The organism is Arthrobacter sp. D2-10, from assembly GCF_054161285.1.
The window spans coordinates 2,885,499-2,907,210 of sequence record NZ_CP096431.1 but is presented as its reverse complement, the minus strand read 5'-3'; the positions used below and the strand labels follow the sequence as shown (position 1 = coordinate 2,907,210).

22 protein-coding genes are annotated in these 21,712 nt (G+C 64.3%); 18 read left to right on the top strand and 4 right to left on the bottom strand.

Annotated features, from left to right (window positions below; translation table 11 throughout):
* Positions 1–167: 167 nt before the first annotated feature.
* Positions 168–1,481 carry a DUF2252 domain-containing protein gene (locus tag M1D74_RS13640; RefSeq protein ID WP_309071978.1) on the bottom strand — a complete coding sequence of 438 codons (1,314 nt, stop codon included), beginning with the start codon at positions 1,479–1,481 and terminating at the stop codon, positions 168–170.
* A 52-nt stretch (positions 1,482–1,533) separates the two neighbouring features.
* Between M1D74_RS13640 and M1D74_RS13635 the strand changes: the two genes are divergently transcribed.
* The 3 genes from M1D74_RS13635 to M1D74_RS13625 all read left to right on the top strand — a co-directional run bounded on the left by M1D74_RS13635 (position 1,534) and on the right by M1D74_RS13625 (position 3,233).
* Positions 1,534–2,349 (top strand): CPBP family glutamic-type intramembrane protease, encoded by an 816-nt coding sequence (locus tag M1D74_RS13635; protein ID WP_458115615.1) that lies wholly within the window; start codon positions 1,534–1,536, stop codon positions 2,347–2,349.
* Between the two features lie 89 nt (positions 2,350–2,438).
* Positions 2,439–2,813 (top strand): DUF7793 family protein, encoded by a 375-nt coding sequence (locus M1D74_RS13630; protein ID WP_309071976.1) that lies wholly within the window; start codon positions 2,439–2,441, stop codon positions 2,811–2,813.
* A gap of 21 nt (positions 2,814–2,834) precedes the next feature.
* On the top strand, positions 2,835–3,233 hold the full coding sequence (locus M1D74_RS13625; RefSeq protein ID WP_309071975.1) for a DUF7793 family protein: 399 nt from the start codon (positions 2,835–2,837) through the stop codon (positions 3,231–3,233).
* On the opposite strand, the gene M1D74_RS13620 is transcribed toward M1D74_RS13625, so the two are convergent.
* Positions 3,230–5,098, bottom strand: coding sequence for a glycogen debranching N-terminal domain-containing protein (locus tag M1D74_RS13620; protein WP_458115614.1), 1,869 nt, complete (start codon positions 5,096–5,098; stop codon positions 3,230–3,232). The two genes, M1D74_RS13625 and M1D74_RS13620, sit on opposite strands and share 4 nt — an antisense overlap.
* 132 nt (positions 5,099–5,230) lie before the next feature.
* Between M1D74_RS13620 and M1D74_RS13615 the strand changes: the two genes are divergently transcribed.
* The 4 genes from M1D74_RS13615 (at position 5,231) to M1D74_RS13600 (ending at position 9,704) form a co-directional block, all read left to right on the top strand.
* Positions 5,231–6,271 (top strand): LacI family DNA-binding transcriptional regulator, encoded by a 1,041-nt coding sequence (locus M1D74_RS13615; RefSeq protein WP_309071705.1) that lies wholly within the window; start codon positions 5,231–5,233, stop codon positions 6,269–6,271.
* Positions 6,272–6,318: 47 nt separating this feature from the next.
* A complete protein-coding gene (locus M1D74_RS13610; RefSeq protein WP_458115613.1) occupies positions 6,319–7,566 on the top strand; it encodes a sugar ABC transporter substrate-binding protein in 1,248 nt (415 codons plus the stop codon).
* A 75-nt stretch (positions 7,567–7,641) separates the two neighbouring features.
* Positions 7,642–8,811: a carbohydrate ABC transporter permease gene (locus tag M1D74_RS13605; protein WP_309071703.1), complete on the top strand. Its 1,170-nt coding sequence runs from the start codon at positions 7,642–7,644 to the stop codon at positions 8,809–8,811.
* On the top strand, positions 8,808–9,704 hold the full coding sequence (locus tag M1D74_RS13600; protein ID WP_458115612.1) for a carbohydrate ABC transporter permease: 897 nt from the start codon (positions 8,808–8,810) through the stop codon (positions 9,702–9,704). Before M1D74_RS13605 ends, M1D74_RS13600 begins: the two co-directional genes overlap by 4 nt.
* Before the next feature lie 6 nt (positions 9,705–9,710).
* On the opposite strand, the gene M1D74_RS13595 is transcribed toward M1D74_RS13600, so the two are convergent.
* Positions 9,711–10,745 carry an NAD-dependent epimerase/dehydratase family protein gene (locus tag M1D74_RS13595; protein WP_309124159.1) on the bottom strand — a complete coding sequence of 345 codons (1,035 nt, stop codon included), beginning with the start codon at positions 10,743–10,745 and terminating at the stop codon, positions 9,711–9,713.
* Between the two features lie 118 nt (positions 10,746–10,863).
* Here M1D74_RS13595 and M1D74_RS13590 point away from each other — a divergent pair, with 118 nt between their 5' ends.
* The 7 genes from M1D74_RS13590 to M1D74_RS13560 all read left to right on the top strand — a co-directional run bounded on the left by M1D74_RS13590 (position 10,864) and on the right by M1D74_RS13560 (position 17,701).
* A complete protein-coding gene (locus tag M1D74_RS13590) occupies positions 10,864–11,970 on the top strand; it encodes a YihY/virulence factor BrkB family protein (RefSeq protein WP_309124158.1) in 1,107 nt (368 codons plus the stop codon).
* Positions 11,967–12,377: a four-helix bundle copper-binding protein gene (locus tag M1D74_RS13585; protein WP_309071699.1), complete on the top strand. Its 411-nt coding sequence runs from the start codon at positions 11,967–11,969 to the stop codon at positions 12,375–12,377. Before M1D74_RS13590 ends, M1D74_RS13585 begins: the two co-directional genes overlap by 4 nt.
* 59 nt (positions 12,378–12,436) lie before the next feature.
* Entirely contained in the window at positions 12,437–13,432 is a 996-nt protein-coding gene (locus tag M1D74_RS13580; RefSeq protein WP_458115611.1) for a glutathione S-transferase family protein, read from the top strand.
* Positions 13,433–13,559: 127 nt separating this feature from the next.
* Positions 13,560–14,609, top strand: coding sequence for a FecCD family ABC transporter permease (locus M1D74_RS13575; RefSeq protein ID WP_458115610.1), 1,050 nt, complete (start codon positions 13,560–13,562; stop codon positions 14,607–14,609).
* On the top strand, positions 14,606–15,673 hold the full coding sequence (locus M1D74_RS13570) for a FecCD family ABC transporter permease (RefSeq protein WP_309071696.1): 1,068 nt from the start codon (positions 14,606–14,608) through the stop codon (positions 15,671–15,673). The genes M1D74_RS13575 and M1D74_RS13570 overlap by 4 nt, the downstream gene beginning before the upstream one ends.
* Position 15,674: 1 nt before the next feature.
* Complete coding sequence (locus M1D74_RS13565) at positions 15,675–16,562, top strand: ABC transporter ATP-binding protein (RefSeq protein ID WP_309071695.1); 888 nt, start codon at positions 15,675–15,677, stop codon at positions 16,560–16,562.
* Complete coding sequence (locus M1D74_RS13560; RefSeq protein ID WP_458115609.1) at positions 16,559–17,701, top strand: siderophore-interacting protein; 1,143 nt, start codon at positions 16,559–16,561, stop codon at positions 17,699–17,701. The genes M1D74_RS13565 and M1D74_RS13560 overlap by 4 nt, the downstream gene beginning before the upstream one ends.
* A 12-nt stretch (positions 17,702–17,713) precedes the next feature.
* On the opposite strand, the gene M1D74_RS13555 is transcribed toward M1D74_RS13560, so the two are convergent.
* Entirely contained in the window at positions 17,714–18,712 is a 999-nt protein-coding gene (locus tag M1D74_RS13555) for a diacylglycerol/lipid kinase family protein (protein WP_458115608.1), read from the bottom strand.
* Between the two features lie 113 nt (positions 18,713–18,825).
* Between M1D74_RS13555 and M1D74_RS13550 the strand changes: the two genes are divergently transcribed.
* From M1D74_RS13550 to M1D74_RS13535, 4 genes are read left to right on the top strand one after another with little or no spacing between them, the layout of a single operon-like run.
* Complete coding sequence (locus M1D74_RS13550) at positions 18,826–19,095, top strand: hypothetical protein (protein WP_458115607.1); 270 nt, start codon at positions 18,826–18,828, stop codon at positions 19,093–19,095.
* Positions 19,092–19,901, top strand: coding sequence for an SGNH/GDSL hydrolase family protein (locus M1D74_RS13545; RefSeq protein ID WP_458115606.1), 810 nt, complete (start codon positions 19,092–19,094; stop codon positions 19,899–19,901). The genes M1D74_RS13550 and M1D74_RS13545 overlap by 4 nt, the downstream gene beginning before the upstream one ends.
* Before the next feature lie 42 nt (positions 19,902–19,943).
* Entirely contained in the window at positions 19,944–20,441 is a 498-nt protein-coding gene (locus tag M1D74_RS13540) for a MarR family winged helix-turn-helix transcriptional regulator (RefSeq protein WP_458115605.1), read from the top strand.
* Positions 20,438–21,577, top strand: coding sequence for a glucose-1-phosphate adenylyltransferase family protein (locus tag M1D74_RS13535; protein WP_458115604.1), 1,140 nt, complete (start codon positions 20,438–20,440; stop codon positions 21,575–21,577). The genes M1D74_RS13540 and M1D74_RS13535 overlap by 4 nt, the downstream gene beginning before the upstream one ends.
* Positions 21,578–21,712: the final 135 nt, after the last annotated feature.

Genomic DNA, 21,712 nt, shown 5'->3' with positions numbered 1-21,712 from the left:
TGAGACGGGATGGGAAACCGGCCGGCCCGGCATTAAGTAAGGTATGTCTTACCTAATTAGCCGACCAAATTCTGCCGACGTGAACTACATCACCTTGTGCTGTTGTGCGGTTTGTGCAACGCCTCGATTTCATGCCTAGGCCTAGGTCTCGATCTCACGCCTCGATCTCAAGTGGAGGGGACGCCGGCGATCCTGTTCTCGCGGAAGGCATCTACAAAAAGCGAATGGTCGCTACGGACTTTGCCTGCGTAGTCCAGCGAGAATTCGATGAGGTCCTCAATGAACTCCTCCCGGCGCCCCTTGATGACCTGCGTGATGGCGCGCTCGGTCTGGAAGGCCACCAGGTCCTGGTCGCTGTCCTCGTCAGACGCGCAGTGCACTTTGGCAGTTGCCCGACCGAGATCCACGAGGACCGGTTCGATCTCGTTCGGTTCCGTCAGCATGTCCCACCGTAGGTCAGCCTTGTACGGGGAGAGTTCGTCCACCACGAAGCCGACCCCGTCCACCGTCGTGTAGCCGAGGAACTCATCGGTGTGCACCTGAAGCGCACGCTGGCTGATGACGGTGCGGTGCCCGTCATGTTCGAAGTACGAACGGACCCGCTCATCGGTGACGATCCGGCTCGGCGCGGCAACGTTGCCCTGCTTCATCGAGATGATGATGTCATTCTCGAGGGCCTCGTTGTACCCCTCGATGAGTACGTTGTAGGCGGGAAGGCCCGCACTGCCGATGCCGAAGCCGGTACTTCCGACGATGTCCTTGACGTTGTAGAAGACCTCACGTCCTGACTTCTTGCCTTCGGGAATGGTGCCAAGGTACTGCTCGAATGCCGCTGCCACCATGTCATGTTCGGCTTTATCCAACTGCCGTGTCTTGGGATTGTTCTGGAAATGGCGTTCATGGTCTTCGACGTACGTCATCGAGTCCAGCAGATCGGTGCGGCGCGAGGCCCGGGCTGCCAGCAGTACGCCGTGAATGGTGCCGGACGTATTGCCCAGGTGAAGCGCGAAGTCGTCCTGGCCGACGTCGTCGTAATGATCGACCTGGTCGAGGTACGAGGACAGATAGGTGCGTGCCAGCGAGCGTACTGCCTCCTCGGGGAGTGCCTTCTGCCAGCACATCAGGGCGAGTGACGTCGTGAACCGGCGGAGGTCCCAGGAGAAGTGGCCGAGGTAGGCCTCATCGAAATCGTTGATATCGAACGTGAGATGGCCGGTGGCGCTCATGTAGGTGCCAAAGTTCTCCGCGTGGAGGTCGCCGTGAATCCACACCCTGCTGGTGTTGTCGTCCGCCCACCTGTCCTCTGTCTCCCGCATATCGGCATAGAACAGACACGCGCTGCCGCGGTAGAAGGCGAAGGGATCGGCGGCCATCTTGCGGAACTTCGTCCGGAAGCCGTGCGGATCCGCCTCCATCAGCGGTTTGAATGCCTCGACGAGTGTGTCGGCAATGAGCGACTCGCGAGCCTTGTTGTCTACCATTGCGTCAGTCTAGGGGCGGGCCCTGACAACGGGCAGGGCGTAAGCTCGACACATGACCACTACGGCGAGTCTTGACGCGCGCCCCCGGGTTCTACCGGTCCTGTCCGCAGCCCTGATTTCGGCGTCCGGCTTCCTCGTTTTTGCGATGGAGCAGCGACTGATCGGCTACCTCGTCGTGGCCGTTGCACTCACAACCGCCTACTTCTCAGGCAAGACGCTTTTTCGGGACCTGTTGCTGCTGGCCATAGGGCTGGTCATCATCAGCGCGGTGCCCATCACGACGGACATCAGCTTCAGCCATATGGCAATCATGGGTACCGCCATGATTCTTGCTGTGGCCGTGCCGTACCTGCTGTCCCGGTTCGTCTTCAAGGATCATGCCATCCGCTTCCCGGTACTCACCGGCCAGAAGTGGAACCTGACGGAGCGCTGGTATCTGGTTGCCGTCGTCGTCATCGGGTACCTGCTCCTGCCGGTGTACATGATCCCCACCGGGGTCTACGAGAACTGGCCGGCGGCCTCGGATCCCGGAACCATCGCGCGGCTGTTCCTGGGCACGAACGTCCTTGGCATCTGGGACGAACTCTTCTTCATCTGCACCGCGTTCACCCTGCTGCGCCGCCACTTACCGGACTGGCAGGCGAATCTCCTCCAGGCGGTCCTGTTCACCTCGTTCCTGTGGGAGCTGGGTTTCCACGCCTGGGGGCCGGTTCTGATCTATCCATTCGCGCTGGTCCAGGCCTGGATCTTTTCCAAGACCAAGTCGCTGAGCTACATCGTGAGCGTGCACCTCCTGTTCGATTTCGTGCTCTTCCTGGTGCTGCTGCACGCCCATAACCGGGAATGGTTCGCGATCTTCCTCTATTAGCAGCGCCCCGGCCACCCTGACGCAGCGGACGTGAGGTGGGATACATTTGGCTTCGGCAGCCGACTGCGGGAGGAGTGATGAACGGAAGCATGTCTGGGTACCGTTTTGTCCTCACTCCGCAGGACGGCTATGTACGTGTGGAGTGGAACGAGGGCGTGACTGTCACAGAGCAGGATGCGCTGGACCTCATCCGGGCACTGGAAGAAGTGAACCCGAGGCTGTGCGAACCGATGCTGGTGATCCTCAATGCGATGGTCTCGCTCGACGCTTCAGCCCTGTCGGCATTCGCCGGACGGCTCAACGTCAGCGCACTGGCGCTGGTCGGACCTTCGGCTGTGGACCGGGTGATCGCTACCTTTTTCAACGATGTTCATCGTCCGAGTTATCCCACACGCTACTTCCCGGAGCCGCACGCGGCACTTGATTGGCTGTTGACGCCGGGACGCAGTACTTCTGAACCGTAAAGCTGGGGGAAGCACCGAACAATGGAATATTCATCCGAGAATGCGCCACGTTTCGAACTGACGGACGAGGGCGATTTCCTCCGTTTGTGTTGGAACGCGGGGATCGTCATGGAGCTGGGCGACGTGCAGTCGAGTATTGCTGCAGTGGAGGCGATGTCGCCGTCGGGACAGCGCCCGCTGCTGGTGCACATTGATCGCGTCAACGGAATCAGCGCTGAAGCCCGGCAGCTCCTGCTGGAGGAGACCTGCTCCAGCCGGACAGCGGCCCTCGGCAAGGATGAAGTTGCCCGGGTTATGACCGCCTTCAACTACCGCGCCGCGACCCTGAGCGAGTTCTTCACCGATGAAGCGGCGGCGATTGCCTGGCTCACGCAGGATCAGGCGGACGCGCAGGACCGGACCGACGAGCAGGCCGGCTAGAGCGCGCCGAGCGCCTGCGCGATGGGCACTGAGGTCGCGGCAGCCCACGCCTGCGGCCGGCACGACGCGGGGTAGGGAATAGGCGGCCACACTTCGTGTGCCGGATGGCCGGAGAACAGCTCCGGTAAGCGCCAGTCGAAGCCTTCAGCGGCCCGGAGGAGCCCCCCTGCCAGGGCTGACGCCTCGCTGGTGAATCCATCCTTGAGCAACCCGCTGATGATCATCCCTGTGTCATGGGTCCACACCGAACCCGCGTGATACCGGGTTGGCCAAAAGCCCCCGTTGGTGGTGGACACTGTGCGGATGCCGTAGCCCGAAAACATGGTGGCGTCCATCAAACGGCCCGCAATTGTTCGTGCCTCGTTATCGCTGAGAATGCCTGTGCCCAGAAGATGCCCCATGTTGCTGGTGACGCCGTCCACTGCGCGCTTGGACGAATCCAATGCAATGGCAGGATAGGGACCCAGTTCGTCGCTGCACCAGAAGGCACGTCGGAACCGATCCTTCAGCTCGGCTGCGTAGCGCCGCCACGAATTTCCCCCCGGACGGCCGAACGCATCGAGCAGGGCGGCGCCTCCGAGCGCTGCCTCGTACGCATAGCCCTGGACTTCTGCGAGCGCAATCGGCCCGTCAGCGAGCGAACCATCATGCCACCGGATGGAATCACCGGAGTCTTTCCAGCCCTGATTCGCGAGCCCGTGACCGCTCTCGTCCTGGTACTCGAGGAACCCGTCGCCGTCGGAATCACCGTGGTCGCGAAGCCACGACAGCGCCGCTTCCAACTGGTCCAGCAAGGCCTCGACCTGACTCTCAGGCAGACCCGCCCGCCAGGCGTCGTGGAGCAGGCAGATCCACAGGGGAGTGGCGTCGATCGTGCCGAAGTAGACGGGCGGAAGTGAAACGCCGGCGTCGCCCTCGGTGAAGGACAGGGTGCCCCGGCGCACCTCGTGCAGGATCTTCCCCGGTTGCTCAGCAGTTTCGGGGTCGATTGAGCCGCCCTGCCGCGCGGCCAGAGCGCGGAGCGTGCTTCCCGCCAGGGAGGTGTCAATGGGCAGGAGCAGGCGTGCGGAGATGAGTGAATCCCGTCCGAACATCGTGAAGAACCAGGGTGCTCCCGCTGCGAGGAAGGTCTCCTCCGGCCGGTCGGCAGCTGCCATCCGCAAACCGTTGAGGTCAGAGACCGACCGGTCGAGGAGCCTGCGCAGCAGCTCGTCCCCAATCGGGGGGACAGTCAGGGCAGGGCCCGACGGCGCAACCATGGGTGCCACTGCATCGGTTGCCGCAAGCCTCCAGTTGAGGTCTACGGTGCCGCCCGGCTCGATAACCACCGGCCAGGTAAGAGTGATGCGGCCGCCGTCGTAGTCGATATGCGCCTCGGGCGCGTCGAGGAAGGCTGTGGTGTCCTCATCCCGCCAGTTCCACTGCGGTCCGGTGACTGTGAGGTCGGAACGCCGGGCTGCGCCGGACTTCACCTGCTCCATTGGGGTGTTGTCCACGTCCAGCACCAGCCGGACCTCCTGACGAACCACGAACTCATACGCCGACTCCAGCCGGATGTGCTCGGCAACCCCCTGCGCGTCCGCCGTGCGGGCGCGGGTCAGGTGCATCAGCGGATCCGCGACCTGTGACGCCACGCGGACGAAGTGCACGTACTCGACGCGCTGCGCGGAACGGACCTGAGTGGACACCCACTCGGGCTCGGATCCGTCCACGGTCAGCACTGCTGAACGGATAATCCTGTCATCTCCACAATGGATGCCCTGCGCACCCGAGTCCCTGATCTGGCCGTGCGGATCCGCCCACGCCTGGAGGGGAGCACTGAACACGCCGGTCAGGTTGTGGAGGAAAGGCTGTAGGTACGCCAAGGGGTTCTCCTTGCGGCTCGGCAATGTCTCATTAGATCGTTCAAATTTCTCATTGACAACCCTATTTGAACGTTCATATTCTGTAAACGTCCGCCGAACACGGTGAACGCTCGATCTCATGGAGGCACCGGAATGCCGAAGACCACGCTTGTCAGCCTGGCGGCCTCCCTCGGCGTCTCCAGGCAGACGGTGTCGAACGTCATCAACGCCCCCCACCGGGTGAAGCCGGAGACCCGGATGCGTGTGCAGCATGCCATCGCCGAAAGCGGTTATCGGCCGAGCGCGGCAGCCCGCCAGCTGCGGACCCGCCGGTCGATGAATTTAGGTATCCGCCTGATGCCGGTGGTGGACGGAATCAACGGTTCGATCCTTGACCGGTTCCTGCACGCGCTGACCGAATCGGCGCAGGATGAGGGGTATCGGCTCACCCTGTTCTGCGCAGAATCGGACTCGGGCGAAATACGGCAGTATGAAGAGCTCCTGAAAGTTGCCGATCTGGACGGCTTCGTTCTCACTGGCACGCATTACGGCGACGCCCGCACCGAATGGCTGCTGGAACACGAGGTGCCGTTCGCTGCGTTCGGGCGTCCCTGGAGCAGTGTCGAGGACCCTTTCGGTTCCGGCCACCCCTGGGTGGATGTCGACGGCGGTGCCGGCACCGAGCAAGCCGCGCGCACCCTGATCGAACAGGGTCACACCGCCGTCGGGTTCATCGGCTGGCCAGCAGGTTCCGGAGCGGGCGATGACCGTCGCGCGGGCTGGAAACGTGCCATGGTCGCCGCCGGTTTGGCCACCGACACCCTGGACATTCAGGCCGACGACGGCGTTCCCGCCGGCGCGCAGGGTGCTGAACGGCTGGCGTCGAGGGGAGCGACAGCGCTCGTGTGCGCCAGCGACTCCCTGGCACTGGGCGCTGCCGCGAAGATGCGGCAACTGTTTCCAGAGCAGGCCTCAGGCACGGTCATCGGATTCGATGACACACCGGTGGCTGCCGCCGTCGGACTTTCGAGCGTTTCCCAGCCCATCGAGGACGCTGCCCGGCACATCATCGCCGTCCTTGCGCACGAGCTGGCTGGAACCAACTTCCCCGGGGGGGAAGAGGTACCCGAGCGACACCTTTTGCTCCCGCCGACTCTGATCCAACGTACTCCCTACTCCTTCAGCAGCAGCTGAGACCAGAACCACCACCAAAAGAAGCAAACACAATGAGGAATCAGACAATGAAGACTGGACATCCCCGACGGCGCCTTGCCGTCGCCATCACCGCGGCATCGATGCTGGCCTTGACGGCCTGCGGAGGGTCCGGTTTTTCGGAATCAGCAGAGGACGGCGGTGAAGCGACAGCAACCGACGCACCCGTCAGCGTTCTCATCGGATCATCCGGCGACGCCGAAACCGAGGCTGTCACTGCTGCCGTCGATTCCTGGGCGAGCGAGTCGGGCGTAGAGGCATCCGTCATCGTCGCGTCGGATCTGACCCAGCAGCTCAGTCAGGGCTTCGCCTCCGGTGAGCCTGCAGACGTGTTCTACCTGTCCACCGACGCATTCGCCGGCTACGCGGCCAACGGCTCCCTTGAGCCGTATGGCGAGGACCTCGCAAACAAGGACGACTACTACCCGGCCCTGCGTGAAGCCTTCACCTACGAGGATCAGCTCTACTGTGCTCCCAAGGACTTCTCCACGCTCGGCCTCGTCATCAACAGCGACAAGTGGGAGGAAGCCGGGCTCACCGAAGAGGATCTTCCCACCACCTGGGAGGAACTGGCAGACGTCGCTGAGCAGCTCACTACTGAGGAAACCGTCGGTCTTGGCTTCAGCCCCGAATTCCAGCGGCTCGGTGTCTTCGCTGCCCAGGCCGGAGGCGGACTCATCACGGACGGCGAAGCGACTGCGGCCAGCGAAGAGAACGTGGAAGCGCTCAGCTATGTCAAGCAGATGATGACCGACGGCGTGGCCGACTACTCCTCAAACCTCGGAGCGGGTTGGGGCGGTGAAGCCTTTGGTAAGGGGCTGGCCGCGATGGTCATCGAAGGCAACTGGATCGCGGGCGCCATGACCAATGACTTCCCCGACGTCGAATACCAGGTTGCCGAGCTGCCCGAAGGTCCGGGCGGGAAGGGCACACTGCAGTTCACCAATTGCTGGGGAATTGCTGCCGACAGCGACAACATCGAGGGCGCCAAGGCATTGGTGGAGCACCTGACAACTCCTGAAAGCCAACTGGCTTTCGCTGAGGCGTTCGGTGTTATGCCGTCCCTGCAGTCCGTCGCCGCCGACTGGTCCGAGCAGTACCCGGAACTTGAGCCGTTCATCGCCGGAGGCGAGTACGCGCAGAATCTGCCCGCCCAGCAGGGCGCAGCCGACGTGCTTGGGGAACTGAACTCGCAGCTCGAGTCACTCGAGTCCTCGGACCCACAGCAGATCCTCGAGTCGGTGCAGCCGCTCGTGGAAACCATAGCGACCCAGTAACGCCTCACCACTACCGGGCGGCGCTCCATATGAGGGGCGCCGCCCAGACCCACAGCGTTCAGATCCGAGGTAGCCATGCCATCCACTCCAACCACTGCAGCGGAAGCACCCCCGAGCAGGGTCAAACGCGGTGACATTCGTGGTCGCCAAGGTCTTGCGGGCTGGCTGTTCATCACCCCGGTCGTGCTGATCCTGGGCCTGTTCCTTGTTGTCCCGGTCATCATGGCGGCCTGGGTCAGCCTGTCCGACTGGACGGGACGGGGAAGCCCCTTTTCGGCCAGCGTAAGTTTCGTCGGGTTCGAGAACTACTCGGGAATCCTCGGAGGCGAAGGGCTGATCGGCCGGGATTTCGGAACAGCAATCCGGAACAATCTTTACTACGTGCTCCTGGTTGTCCCGCTGCAGACAGCTCTCGCGCTGTTCCTCGCGGTGATGGTGAACCGCCAGATCCTCAAGGGCAGGGGATTCTTCCGCACAGCCTTCTACTTCCCGTCAGTAACCAGTTCGGTAGCCATTACCGTGCTGTGGCTCTTCCTGTTCAGCGCTACCGGCGTCATCAACAAGGTGCTGTCGTTCTTCGCGATCGAAGGTCCCAACTGGTTCCAGGATCCGCGGGGCGTGCTGCACATCCTGTTCGGTCTTGTTGGAGTGGATCAGGCACCGGCAGGACTTCGGGCTCCGGGCTTCCTGGGTATCAGCGGGTGGGATTGGCTTGCAGGACCATCGGTGGCAATGAGTGCCTTCGTCCTGATGGCCATCTTCACAACATCAGGAACCTTCATGCTGCTGTTCATCGCTGCGCTGCAAAACATCAGCGGCGAGGTGCAGGAGGCCGCCATGGTCGACGGTGCCACCGGCTGGCAGCGCTTCTGGGCCGTGACCCTGCCCATGCTTCGCCCCACCCTGTTCACGGTGTTGACGCTGGGGTTGATCGGTACCTGGCAGGTTTTCGACCAGATCTACACCGGCACCCAGGGCGGACCGGCCAAAACAACGCTCACACCGGCCTACCTGTCCTTCAACGCAGCCTTCGTGGACCAGCAGTGGGGAGTCGGCGCAGCTATCGCCTTTGTCCTTTTCGCGATCATCGTGGTCCTGACCCTGCTCCAGCGCTGGGCTCTTCGGGAGCGTGACGTCCCACGACGACGGCGGATGGTACCCGCCGGCGTGAGCGCCGGCTCCAGCGCGGCGGCCATCCCCGGTACGGCGGCACCCGCCGATGAAGAAGGAGAGCAGCGGCGATGAGTACTGCCACAGCACCAGCACCGCCGGCCGCTGCCAGCCGTCGTCGTGCTCCAACGGACGGGCGGCGCAGGGCGGCCCGCGGAGCCTGGATTGCCTACCTGGTCCTGATCGCGCTGGCACTCATCTACATTTTTCCGTTCCTGGTGCAGGTAGCCACGTCCTTCAAGTCAGAGCCGGAAGCCGCGCAGAACCCGTTGGGACTCGTTCCGCAGAACTGGACGGTGGCGGCCTACGACACGCTGTTCGCCAACTCGGATTTCCCGCTGTGGGGCATGAACTCGTTCATCGTGACTGTGTTTGTGACCCTCGGCCGTGTCTTCTTCAACTCGTTGGCCGGTTACGCGCTGGCGCGAATCCCGTTCCGCGGGCGAGCGCTGGTGTTCGCGCTGCTCGTGGCAGTAATGGCGGTGCCCGGCGTCGTTCTTCTTATTCCGAAGTTCCTCGTGATCAACCAGCTGGGGATCTACGACTCGTACACCGGAATGATCCTCCCGCTACTGGCCGACGCCGCGGGAGTGTTCATCATGAAGAACTTCTTCGAGTCGATCCCGGCCAGCGTTGAGGAACAGGCGAGGATCGACGGCGCAGGAACGTTCCGAACCTTCTGGTCCGTGGTGCTGCCGATGGCCCGTCCGGCCGTGATGACCATCGTGATCCTGTCCTTCCAGGGTTCCTGGAACGAACTGAACCACTTCATCATCTCGACCCAGAGCCCGGAGCTGACCACGCTGACCAAGGGCGTCGCGCAACTTGCATCCGGTGCCCTGAGCCAGGGAACCCAGTACCCGCTCAAGCTTGCGGCGGCCGCGTTGATGACCGTGCCGGTGGCGATCGTGTTCTTTGTCTTCCAGAAGCGCATCATGAACGCTTCTGCCGGTGCGGTGAAGGAGTAAGCCCACTCAGCGGCCGGGGCGCAGGCTGGGGGAGCCGTGCACGCCGGAACCGCCGGCCAATCCGTCGATGACCTCGCGGATGGCCGCCACCGAGGAACGCGTCGGCTCCCAACCGAGGAGCGTGCGTGCCCGGTCGGTATTCATGACGGGCGCTTGTGCAGCCATGTCGATCCAGCCCGGGTCGGTCGCCTGAATGTGCAGGGCCCAGGATGCCGCCACTGCCGCCCGGAGCACCGGAACGGGCAGGTCGAACACGCGCTTCGCGCCGAGAAGGCCGCCCAGAAGCCGGGGTGTCAAAACTGGCTCGGCTGCGATGTTGAAGGCTCCCGACGCCCGCTGGTCGACGATGCGCCAGTAGGCGTCTGCCATGTCCGCCGCGTGCACGGCCTGGAACACCATCTGGGATGGAATGGGCAGGACGGGCAGGCTCAGCTTGTTAAGGATGGACCGGGGGATCAGCGGTCCGAGGAAATAGCGCCCGATCTCCTCACCGGCGTCAGCCTGGAAGATGAGCCCCGGGCGGACACGCGCAACAGGGATCTCCGGGAAATCGCGCTCGAAAGCATCCAGCAGGTCCTCCTGCGCGGCCTTGTGGCGGCTGTAGTGCGACGTCTGAATGCCTCCGGTGGGCCAGTCCTCTGTAACCGACTGGTCCTTGCGAGCCGGGCTGTAGGCGCCGACAGAGGATGCGCATACGAAGTGGCGTACACCGGCGTCGGCGGCGGCATGCAGGGCGTTCTCGGTTCCGGTCACGTTGGTGCGGAACATCGCATCCTCGTCCCGGTTGGGCTGGATAGCCCACGCGAGATGCACGACGGCGTCCACCCCCTGGAGCGCGGACGTGAGCCGCTCGCGCCCCGCATCGGTTCCCACATCCGCGGTGTGCCACTGCACTCCCTCATAGGGTGCGTGGTCCTGCGATGGTTGTCGGCGGGAAATGCCCACCAGCTCGATGGCTGGGTTCTCCGTGCGGGCCTGCTGAAGCCGGCGAAGAAGCGCCGTCCCCACATTGCCGGTTGCTCCGATAACAGCGATGCGCATGTGGAACCCTTCAATCGTTGTGGCCTGAAAACCACACTAAACGGTCGACTACTTATTGCAATAGTAAGTATCCTTATGGTTCGGTTGGGGAAGGCAAATCTGAACCGGAGGTAGAAACGTGACCACTAAAGATCCAGCGAAGGCGGATTCGACAGAGGAAGCCACGCAGGCAAAGGCGGCTTCGAGCCCCCACCCGGATGACTCCCGGAAGCCGGACGATCCCACCGACATTGCGAAACCGGCCTGGGGTTACGTCTTCAAACGAACAGTCAGTGAATTCAGCAAGGACCAGTGCACCGACCTTGCAGCGGCCCTGACCTACTACGCAGTGCTCGCAATCTTCCCCGCCCTGCTCGCGCTGGTGTCGATTCTCGGGTTCTTCGGACAGGCCGAGGCAACCACGGACGCAGTGATCGGAATTCTGTCGAGCGTCTCCTCCGACGCGGAGGAGACCGTCGGGCCCACCATTCAGCAACTGGCCTCGTCCAATACGGCCGGGCTGACATTCGTCATCGGTCTCGTTGGTGCCATCTGGTCGGCATCCGGATTCGTGGGCGCATTCGCCCGCGCCATGAACCGGATGTACGAGGTCGAGGAAGGACGTCCCTTCTGGAAGCTGCGCCCGGTGATGCTGGCCATCACCCTCGTCGTATTGCTGCTGGTGGTGCTGATGGCGCTGCTGCTGATTCTGTCGGGTCCCGTTGCAGAGGCCGTCGGCAGCGCGATCGGTCTGGGCTCAACAGCCGTAACGATCTGGAATATCGCCAAGTGGCCGGTCATGGTGTTCTTCGCGGTGCTGATGATCGCTGTGCTCTACTACGCGGCTCCCAACCTCAAGCAGCCCAAGTTCAAGTGGGTGAGCATCGGTTCCATCATCGCGCTGCTGGTGCTGGCCATCACGACGGCGGCGTTCTCGTTCTATGTTTCGAACTTCGGCAACTATGAGCGCACGTACGGCGCGATCGCCGGCGTCATCATCTTCCTGCTGTGGCTCTGGCTCGCCAACCTCTCCCTCCTGTTCGGTGCCGAATTCGACGCTGAGCTTGAGCGTGGCCGGGAACTGCAGGCCGGTATCGAGGCCGAGGAAACCGTGCAGCTTCCCCCGCGGGATGACAAGCAGGCGAAGAAGAAGCGCGACAAGCAGATCGAGTTGGTCGACAAGGGCCGTGAGTTGCGCCAGAAGTACGGCCGCGACCACAGCGACCGCGAGAAGAGCCGGTCATGACCAACATCGCGGACATGATCATCGCCCACCCCCGCCCGTCCGGCCATGTGCAGGCCGGGGATCTGGCAGCAACCATTGAGGCATGCCTCGACTGTGTTGCCACCTGCGGAAGCTGCGCGGACGCCTGCCTTGGCGAAGACGGAATCGAAGAGCTCCGGCACTGTATCAGGACGGACCAGGACTGTGCGGATATCTGTCTTGCCACCGCACGGATGCTGCAACGGCAGGGCGGACACCATCCCGCGGTGCTCGCGCCGCTGCTCGAGGCCTGTCTGCAAGCCTGCCGAAACTGCGCAGAGGAATGTGAACGGCACGCGTCGATGCACGATCACTGCAGGATTTGCGCAGAGACCTGCCGTCGCTGTGAAGCGGCCTGCGCCGCGCTGCTCGAATACCTCGCCCGGTAGATCGGGAAGGGAATCGACGCAGCCCGTTCCTGAACGCAGCCAAACAACGAGAGTGAACCATGAGCAATTCCGAACACAGCACCAAGGGCACTTACGTCGACTCCGGCAAGGAGTTCAAGCGCGACAGCAACTACATCGAGACGCGGATCACCCGTGACGCCGCTGACGGTTTCCCGGTGGAGCCGGGCCGGTACCGCCTGATCGCCGCCCGGGCCTGCCCGTGGGCTAACCGGGCGATCATCGTTCGCCGCCTGCTCGGGCTGGAGGAGGCGATCTCGCTGGGCACGCCGGGACCCACCCATGACAAGCGCTCCTGGACGTTCGACCTCGACCCGGGCGGTAAGGATCCGGTGCTCGGGATCGAGCGGTTGCAGGAGGCCTACTTCAAGCGGGATCCCGAGTACCCGCGCGGCATCACTGTGCCCGCGATCGTGGACGTCAATTCCGGAGCAGTAGTTACGAACAACTTCCCGCAGATCACCCTCGACCTGTCCACCGAATGGAAGGATTTCCATCGGGACGGCGCCCCGGACCTGTACCCGGAGGACCTCCGCGAGGAGATCGACACGGTCAACAAGCGTGTGTTCACCGAGGTGAACAACGGCGTCTACCGCTGCGGCTTCGCAGGATCACAGGACGCCTACAACGACGCCTATGACCGCCTCTTCGCAGCACTGGACTGGCTGGAGGAACGGCTAGCCAGCCAGCGCTACCTGGTAGGGGACTCGATCACGGAGGCCGACGTGCGGCTCTTCACCACCCTCGTGCGGTTCGACCCGGTGTACCACGGGCACTTCAAGTGCAACCGGAACAAGCTCACGGAGATGCCGGCACTGTGGGGCTATGCGCGGGACCTCTTCCAGACTCCCGGCTTCGGTGACACCATCGACTTCGATCAGATCAAGAAGCACTATTACGTCGTTCACCAGGACATCAACCCCACACAGATCGTGCCGAAAGGTCCGTCCCTGGAGAACTGGCACACCGAGCACCAGCGCGAAAGGCTCGGCGGAAGTCCGTTCGGGCGCGGCACGGCACCCACCGCAGCCCCGTGAAGCTCGAGGGGTTCTTCGGGAAATAGCGAACATTACCGTTTCCTAATCCGGGCATGCATAGGCTAGCCTTACTTGGGTCCGATCCGGTTAATCCGGCGATCTCAGGAGTTGGCCCAGGGAGGCATGCATGGCAGTGGCTGCGCCCGCCTCGCCGCTCCTCCGCCAGCAGCGGTCCCGGAAACGTCCAACAGCCCGTGCACTGCAACTGATTCTGGCCGTTCTCGTCCTCGCGATCGTCTGCGTCGCATCGCTGGCAATCGGGGCACGCCCGATCAGCGCGGAAACTCTGGTGCAGGTACTGACCGCCTATGACCCCGCCAACGGTGATCACGCCGTAGTACTGTCGCGCGTCCCGCGGACCATCGTCGGGCTCCTGGCCGGTGCTGCCCTCGGCCTCGCGGGAGCGGCCATGCAGGGCGTCGCCCGCAACCCCCTCGCCGATCCCGGCATCCTGGGCGTCAATTCCGGTGCTGCGCTTGCCGTCGTCATCGGAATCTTCGTCTTCGGAGTCACCAGCTTCACGGGATACGTCTGGTTCGCCTTCCTCGGAGCGGCCGGAGCAGCGGTGCTGGTCTACGCGGTCGCCAGCCTGGGTCGGGATGGCGCGACACCGGTCAAATTGGCGCTCGCGGGCGCGGCGCTCTCCGCGGGCATGGTTTCGCTGCTGAACGCTGTGCTTGTTTCGAGCCAGCAAACCTTCGATTCTTTCCGCTTCTGGCAGGTCGGCTCAGTGGCCGGTCGGGGGTGGGACGTGATTCTTCCGGTCCTGCCATTCCTGGCCTTCGGCTTCATCCTGACCCTTCTGACGGGCAAGGTGCTGAACAGCCTCTCCCTCGGAGATGACATCGCCCGGGGTCTGGGGCAGAACGTGACCCTCGCCCGCGCGCTGACAGCTCTCGGCGTCGTCGTGCTGTGCGGTGCCGCGACAGCGGCCGCCGGGCCCATCGGGTTTGTCGGCCTCGTTATTCCGCACGTGGTCCGCGCGTTCGCTGGACCGGACTACCGCTGGATCCTCCCGTTCTCGATGGTGCTCGCCCCCGTGCTGCTGCTCTGCGCTGACATCCTGGGCCGCGTCATTCTCCCGCCCAGCGAGGTGCAGGTCGGCATCCTGACCGCCGTCATCGGAGCACCGGTATTCGTCTGGCTGGTACGACGCCGGAAAATGGCCGAGCTATGAGCGTCACCACCCGCCCGAACGCCTCCGCGGTGCGCGCAGCCGAGGAGCCTTTGGTCCTCCGGGAGCGCCGTCATCTGCGGACCCAGCGGGCGGTGAAGCTCGCGATCCTGGCGTTCCTGATTGTCGCGCTCGCGGCCGTCACGCTGCTGCTGGGCCGCTACACGGTCACCATCCCCGATTTCTTCCGGATCGTCGGCGGGGTGGACATCCCGGGTGCCAGCTTCATCGTGATGGAGAACCGGATTCCCCGCGTTCTCATCGGGATTATGGTCGGCGCGGCCTTCGGCGTGGCCGGGGCGGTGTTCCAAACCATGCTGCGGAACCCGCTCGCCAGCCCCGACATCATCGGAATCAGCTACGGAGCGAGCGCCTCGGCTGTTTTCGCCATTGCGTTCCTCGGAGCTTCCGGGCTCGTGCTGTCCGGATTCGCGATGGTCGGCGCACTTGCGGTGGCCCTGGCCATCTACGCCATCTCACGGCGCGGCTCAGTTGCGGGCTACCGGCTCATCCTGGTCGGCATCGGGTTTTCGGCGGTCCTGCAGTCGGTTGTCAGCTTTCTCCTGACCCGAACGGATATCCGCGTTGCTGCTGACGCGCTGGCCTGGCTGAACGGCTCGCTCAACTCGAGCAACTGGGACCGGGTGACCATCCTGTCGGTTGCCTTGCTGGTCCTGGCACCCGCCGTCGTCGTACTGTCCCGCTCGTTGCGCGGCCTGGAACTGGGAGACGACGCAGCGGCCGGACTCGGCGTGAGCGTCGAGCGCTCGAGGCTCGCGCTCATCGTTACCGGCGTGCTCCTGGCCGCGGTAGCGACGGCGGCAGCCGGGCCCGTTGCGTTCATCGCCTTCCTCTCCGGACCGATTGCCCGGCGCATCCTTGGTGGGTACCGCCCACTGGTCACGGCAGCGCTCGTCGGAGCTGTCATCGTCCTCGGAGCGGACTTCGTGGGCGCGAATCTGATTCCAGGGGTTTCCCTGCCGGTGGGAGTGATCACGGGCGTCCTCGGGGCTCCGTTCCTCCTCTGGCTTCTTGCCACATCCAATCGATCAGGCCAAGGAGGCTGACATGAGGTTGAGCGCCAAGGACCTTTTTCTCGCGTATGACAACCGCACGGTGGTCGAGAACCTGACAGTGGAAGTACCGGAGGGCAAGGTTACGGTCATCGTCGGAGCGAACGCCTGCGGCAAGTCGACGCTGCTCCGGGGCCTCGCCAGGCTCCTGAAGCCGGCGGGCGGAACGGTGCTGCTCGACGGCAAGGACATCCACTCGTTGTCCACCCGATCAGTCGCGAAGACCCTGGGCCTGCTCCCGCAGACACCGGTGGCACCGGACGGCATCGCAGTGGTGGACCTCGTCGGCCGCGGCCGTTACCCACACCAGGGATGGTTCCGCCAGTGGAACGCCGACGACGACGCCGCAGTCGCCTCCGCACTCCGCGTCACCGATACTCTGGAGCTGGCGGACCGCAACGTCGACGAGCTCTCCGGCGGGCAACGGCAGCGCGTCTGGATTGCCATGGCGCTGGCCCAGCAGACGGACATCCTCCTTCTGGACGAGCCGACGACTTTCCTTGATCTGGCACACCAGGTGGAGGTCCTGGACCTCATCACCGACTTGAACCGCAGCGCGGGCACCACGGTTGCGATCGTCCTGCACGACCTCAACCTGGCGGCGCGCTACGCGGACCACCTCATCGCCCTGAAGGGCGGCCGGATCGTCGCTGAGGGAGCGCCCTCGGCCGTGGTCACGGAGGAGACGGTCGCGGAGGTCTTCGGCCTTGAGAGCCGCGTCATGCCGGATCCGATCTCGGGTACGCCCATGGTGGTACCCGTCGGACGCCACCATGCAACCCGCAGAACCACCCCCGCACGAGCCAGCGTGGAACGTGAGCAGGGTTTTTTAGCGAACCCGCAGGACGGGCTACCCGCACTGACAATGGAGGCAGCATCGTGACAGAAGTCAGCACCACCCGCCCCGCCCGGAGGAGCGCACGGGCTGCGGCCGACGCCGGCCAGTCCGCGGTGCCCGCCATCCGTGCCTTCGACGTCGTAGTCAGCCGCGTGGAGCACCTCAGCGCCAATTTCCGGCGCATCACCTTCGGTGGCGCCTGCCTGTCCGACTTCGGAGTCCAGGGGCACACGCTCGACCTCCGCATCAAGGTGATGATCCCGCCGGTCGGCGGCGGGTCCGCCGACCTCGGAGCACTGATGGAGGATTCCGGCAGCGGCTGGTACCAGCAGTGGCTCTCGCTCGACCAGGCCGAGCGCGGTGACATGCGAACCTACACGGTGCGCGCCTCCCGCTGCCACCAGGCGATCCCGGAACTGGACGTCGACTTCGTGATGCACCTCGACGACGACGGCAGGGGCGGGCCTGCCTCGCAGTGGGCGGCGGCAGCTGAGCCCGGCGACCGGGTCTGGATCATCGGGCCGAATCTTCATGCCGCGACCTGCTCCACTGCCGGCGCGTACGGCGGCATCGAATGGCGTCCCGGCCTGGCCCAGAATGTCCTGCTCGCCGGTGATGAGACAGCGGTTCCGGCAATCAGCGCGATCCTTGAATCGCTGCCCGAGGACATCAGCGGACACGCTTTCCTCGAGGTGCCCGCCGGTTCGGACTGCCAGGAGATTCAGACGCGGTCGGGCGTCGGTGTCAGCTGGCTCGTCCGCGGCGGGCGTCCGCACGGTGAACTGCTGGATGCCGCCGTTCGCCAGACGGTCAAGGTCCCCGGCTGGGTCTCCCTGGCTGCGCCGTTCCGGGTCAGCCTCGGTTCAGACACTTCCTCCGGGCAGGCACTCGCTGCGGCCGCGGGCCGCGTCGGCGGGCCCGAGCGGGCAGCCGGTCCTGAGCCGGAGGATATCGACGTCGACAGGACCATCCTCTGGGAGACGCCTCAGCTGCTGGATGCCGCGGCGCTCGACGGTTCCCTGAACCCGGACAAGCCCGCCGGCGCGCTGCCCTTCTACGCCTGGATCGCAGGTGAAGCAGCAGTAGTGCGGGAGCTGCGCCGATACCTGGTGCGCGATGTCGGTATCGACCGCAAGCAGGTAGCGTTCATGGGCTACTGGCGCCGGGGTAAGGCAGAGGGGTAAGCGGCCCGGCCCCTATGGGATCGGGTTGGTAAGGATCGCCGGATCCTTCTTGCCGTACGGCATGCGCAGCTTCAGTGAGCTTGGCTCCACTCGCAGGGCCATGTGCCGGCCCTTGCCGAGGTGGTCGCCGTCGAGTTCGATCTCCAGCGGAGAGTCCACCTCGATCTCGGCGGTCTTGCACTGGTAGTACTCCAGCGACGGGTCCTTGCCCTTGCCGCGCGCAAGCAGCTTGCCGAGTACGGCGAACCAGCCGAATGCACCGCTCGGCGCGATGGTCATGACGTCCAGGAGGCCGTCGTCGAGCTTGGCGCCGGGGAAGATCTCCAGACCGCCCATGATCTTTCCGCAGTTGCCGCCCATGACGCTCCGCAGCCGACCGTTGATGCGCCTGCGTCCGTCGAGTGTGATGCGAACCCGGGACGGCTTCCCGGGCAGGTTCCTGATACCGGCGTCGACATAGGCCAGCCAGCCGACCTTGTCCTTCAGATCGTCGCGGGTGTCAGCCATGATCGCGGCGTCGAAACCGAGCCCCGCCATGACAAGGAAGACGTGAGCATCCTGTGCGCGGTCCACATTTACGTAGACGACGTCAATGAGACGCTCGGTTCCGCCCAGTGCTGCCTCCACCGCCCCTCTGGGATCATCGACGTCGATATCGAGATTCCGGGCGAGCAGGTTGCCGGTGCCCAGCGGAAGGAGTCCAAGCGCCGTCTCGGTGCCCGCAAGCTCCTCAGCCACGCACCGAACGGTGCCGTCTCCGCCTGCCGCGATAACGACGTCGACATCTGCCTTGAGCGCCTCCCGCGCCTGGCCGTGGCCCGGATCATCCGCGGTGGTCTCGAGGAAAAGCGGCTCCTGCCAGCCCTTCTCGAGGCTCAACTCCGTGACAATGGAGCGAATGTCCTCAGTCGTCGGCTTGACCGGGTTGAGGATCAGGGCAGCGCGCTTTGTGCGCGACTCGGATTGGGTATCAACCTGCGGCTCAGACTCTGTGTCCGGTAAAGAAGCCATGCGTGTTCTCCTGACGGCGGTGGTTCTGAATCGAGCTTAGCGTCTGACCCTGCCCGGTGTGCGGGTGGTTTCGGCGGACTATGCTGGGTGGGCAAAACCGAGAAGGAGGAGCAATGACACAGGACCAGTCCAATGCAGGCACGTCCCATGCAGGCGAGGGCAGCGCACAGGAGGAGGGCGCTCCCGAAGGCAACCCCTCCGGCGGGTCGCCCACGTTCCCCAACCCGTCAACCGCTCGCCCCACCGGCGACACCACTGGCTTCAACGGTTCGTACACCGAAACCGAGCACCACACCCAGCACGAGTACGACGCCGAGCACCAGCAGAACCCGTCAGACGGCGACGCCGCCGAAGGATCCGATCAGGAAGACCACCGCTCTTGACCACTGAATTCCCGGGGGAGACCTTCGCACACCGCTATGTGGCCCTGGGAGATTCCTTCACCGAAGGGGTCGGGGACTGGGACCCGCAGAGTCCCAACGGTGTGCGTGGCTGGGCTGACCGCGTTGCCGAGCAACTGATCCTCGCCGATCCTTCCTGGGGTTACGCGAACCTGGCGATCCGTGGCAAAAAGATGCGGCAGATCCTCGCCGAGCAGGTCGACGCCGCCCTGGCACTCAAGCCGACGCTCGTCACCGTCTACGCCGGCGCCAATGACATCCTGCGCCCTTCCATCGACCTGGACGCTCTGCTTGCCGAGTACGACGCCGGCATCGCCCGCCTGCGCAGCAGCGGAGCCGCCGTCGTGCTCTTCACGGGCTTCGACTCGTCGAAGTCGGCGGTTTTCGCGAAGACGCGCGGGCGTACTGCCATCTATAACGAACTCGTCCGGGAGATCGCGGACCGGCATGATGCCGAGCTGGTCGATTACTGGCGGATGCGGGAGTTCCAGAACTGGGGCTACTGGGACGTCGACCGGATGCACATGGCCGCTGCCGGACACACTTTGATGGCGGTCCGGGTGCTGCAGGTGCTGAAGTCAGCGCACAGCATTCAAGTGCCGGAGCTGGAGGCGCGTCCGGCAGCATCGCGGCTCGTGCAGCTCCGCAAGGACGCGGTGTGGGCACGGGACTACCTCGGGCCCTGGGTCGGCAGACGGTTACGCGGTCAGTCCTCCGGAGATGCCCTTCCCCTGAAGTACCCGAACCTGACGCACCCGGTGTGGACTCGGCAGACCACGTCACCGTAGGAGCGTCACCGTAGGGGCGGCGCTTCTGCAAGAATGAGTCCTATGACTGGCGCGCGGTGGTTGAATCCTGCGGAAAGACAAGCGTGGCTGGCCCTCTATGCGGTGGCGACCATGCTGCCCGGCACGCTGGACGCGGACCTGAACCGCCGCGCCAAGATTACGCTTTTTGACTATCACGTCCTGGCGATGCTGTCCGAGGCGGAGGACCGCACCCTCCCTATGAGCGACCTCGCGGGCCGCTCGAATGCCTCGCTGTCCCGGCTGAGCCACGTGGTCACCAAGCTCGAAGCGCGCGGCTGGGTGCAGCGGAGCCAGAGCACCCGGGATCTCCGGGTCACCACCGCCACCCTTACCTTCGACGGTCTTGAGAACCTGCAGGAGTTGGCGCTCGAACATGTCGAGTACGTACGCCACCTGGTATTCGACGGGCTTGATGAGCAGGATGTTGCGGATCTGGAGCGGGTGGGCAAGAAGATCCTCGCCCGGCTCGATTCGGCGCATTGGATTCTCAGGCAGTCCCAGCCGGTGGGATCGGCATGAGCGAGCCGTCCATCCTGGCGGTCATCCTGGCCGGCGGCACGGGCGGGCGGCTCGGTCCGCTGACGGACCGCAAGGCAAAGCCGGTGGTGCCGGTGGGCGGAACCTATCGGCTGATCGACATCCCGCTGTCCAACCTGCACCACAGTCACATTTCCGACGTGTGGGTGGTGGAGCAGTACCAGCCCAAGTCCATCAATGACCATCTGGCGAACGGCCGCCCCTGGGACCTCGACCGCACCAACGGCGGCCTGAGGGTACTGCCTCCCTTCCAGGGAGAGCACGGCGAGGGCTTCGCGGCTGGAAACGCGGACGGCCTGTACCGGCAGTCGGAGTACATCCGTGAGTTCAATCCCGATCTGGTGCTGGTGCTCAGTGCCGACCACCTGTACCAGCTCGATTACCGCGATGTGGTGAAGACCCACCAGGACACCGGCGCTGTCCTCACCATGGTGACAACCAGGTTCGACGGCGATGCTTCCCAACACGGCGTGGTGGAGGTGGAGGAGGGCCTGGTGACGGGATTCGAGTACAAGCCGAAGAGCCCGCGCTCGGACCTGGTCGCTGCGGAAGTCTTCCTGTACTCCGCGGATGTCTTGCTGGACACGCTGGCGGAACTGTATGAGCGGGAGGGGGAACTGGAGGACTATGGGGACCAGCTCATCCCGCACCTCGTCGAGACCGGCACGGTCGCCGAGCACCGGCTCGAGTCCTACTGGCTGGACCTGGGCACGCCGAAGAATTACCACCGCGCACATATGGACCTGCTGACCGGGAACGGCCTTGAGTTCGACGATCCTGCCTGGCCCATCCTCAGTGCGAGTCCGCGCCGTCTGCCCGCGTTCATTGCTGACTCGGCGCACATCGGATCCAGCCTCATCTCCCCGGGAGCCCGCATCGCCGGCTCTGTGACGAACAGCGTGATCGGGACGGACGCGGTGGTCGAGGAGGGCGCCGTCGTCGAACATTCAGTGGTATTGAACCGTGCGCACATTCCCGCCGGCGCGGTGCTGCGCTCCGTTATTGTCGATGCCGATGCCCGGGTTCGTCCCGGCACGGAAGTGGGGGAGTCGGGCGGGATCACCGTGATCGGGGCCGATGGGGAGGCATTCAGGCCGGACGAGTCGAACGGCAGTTGAGCGCACCGCGATTGGTCTTAAAGCCGCCTGCCTCCTAGAATGGAAAGGCATCAGGTGGCGGAGCGTGCGCAATTGCTCCGGTTCTCGTGGGTTTTTCCCGTTCGAGGGCCGGTAGTTAGGGGCTCAGGTTGCGCG

What these genes read in the sequence shown, in the direction of transcription:
- M1D74_RS13640 (WP_309071978.1), bottom strand. Translation starts at nt 1,481, where the DNA reads ATGGTAGACAACAAGGCTCGCGAGTCGCTCATTGCCGACACACTCGTC.
- M1D74_RS13635 (WP_458115615.1), top strand. Translation starts at nt 1,534, where the DNA reads ATGACCACTACGGCGAGTCTTGACGCGCGCCCCCGGGTTCTACCGGTC.
- M1D74_RS13630 (WP_309071976.1), top strand. Translation starts at nt 2,439, where the DNA reads ATGTCTGGGTACCGTTTTGTCCTCACTCCGCAGGACGGCTATGTACGT.
- M1D74_RS13625 (WP_309071975.1), top strand. Translation starts at nt 2,835, where the DNA reads ATGGAATATTCATCCGAGAATGCGCCACGTTTCGAACTGACGGACGAG.
- M1D74_RS13615 (WP_309071705.1), top strand. Translation starts at nt 5,231, where the DNA reads ATGCCGAAGACCACGCTTGTCAGCCTGGCGGCCTCCCTCGGCGTCTCC.
- M1D74_RS13610 (WP_458115613.1), top strand. Translation starts at nt 6,319, where the DNA reads ATGAAGACTGGACATCCCCGACGGCGCCTTGCCGTCGCCATCACCGCG.
- M1D74_RS13605 (WP_309071703.1), top strand. Translation starts at nt 7,642, where the DNA reads ATGCCATCCACTCCAACCACTGCAGCGGAAGCACCCCCGAGCAGGGTC.
- M1D74_RS13600 (WP_458115612.1), top strand. Translation starts at nt 8,808, where the DNA reads ATGAGTACTGCCACAGCACCAGCACCGCCGGCCGCTGCCAGCCGTCGT.
- M1D74_RS13595 (WP_309124159.1), bottom strand. Translation starts at nt 10,745, where the DNA reads ATGCGCATCGCTGTTATCGGAGCAACCGGCAATGTGGGGACGGCGCTT.
- M1D74_RS13585 (WP_309071699.1), top strand. Translation starts at nt 11,967, where the DNA reads ATGACCAACATCGCGGACATGATCATCGCCCACCCCCGCCCGTCCGGC.
- M1D74_RS13580 (WP_458115611.1), top strand. Translation starts at nt 12,437, where the DNA reads ATGAGCAATTCCGAACACAGCACCAAGGGCACTTACGTCGACTCCGGC.
- M1D74_RS13575 (WP_458115610.1), top strand. Translation starts at nt 13,560, where the DNA reads ATGGCAGTGGCTGCGCCCGCCTCGCCGCTCCTCCGCCAGCAGCGGTCC.
- M1D74_RS13570 (WP_309071696.1), top strand. Translation starts at nt 14,606, where the DNA reads ATGAGCGTCACCACCCGCCCGAACGCCTCCGCGGTGCGCGCAGCCGAG.
- M1D74_RS13565 (WP_309071695.1), top strand. Translation starts at nt 15,675, where the DNA reads ATGAGGTTGAGCGCCAAGGACCTTTTTCTCGCGTATGACAACCGCACG.
- M1D74_RS13555 (WP_458115608.1), bottom strand. Translation starts at nt 18,712, where the DNA reads ATGGCTTCTTTACCGGACACAGAGTCTGAGCCGCAGGTTGATACCCAA.
- M1D74_RS13550 (WP_458115607.1), top strand. Translation starts at nt 18,826, where the DNA reads ATGACACAGGACCAGTCCAATGCAGGCACGTCCCATGCAGGCGAGGGC.
- M1D74_RS13540 (WP_458115605.1), top strand. Translation starts at nt 19,944, where the DNA reads ATGACTGGCGCGCGGTGGTTGAATCCTGCGGAAAGACAAGCGTGGCTG.
- M1D74_RS13535 (WP_458115604.1), top strand. Translation starts at nt 20,438, where the DNA reads ATGAGCGAGCCGTCCATCCTGGCGGTCATCCTGGCCGGCGGCACGGGC.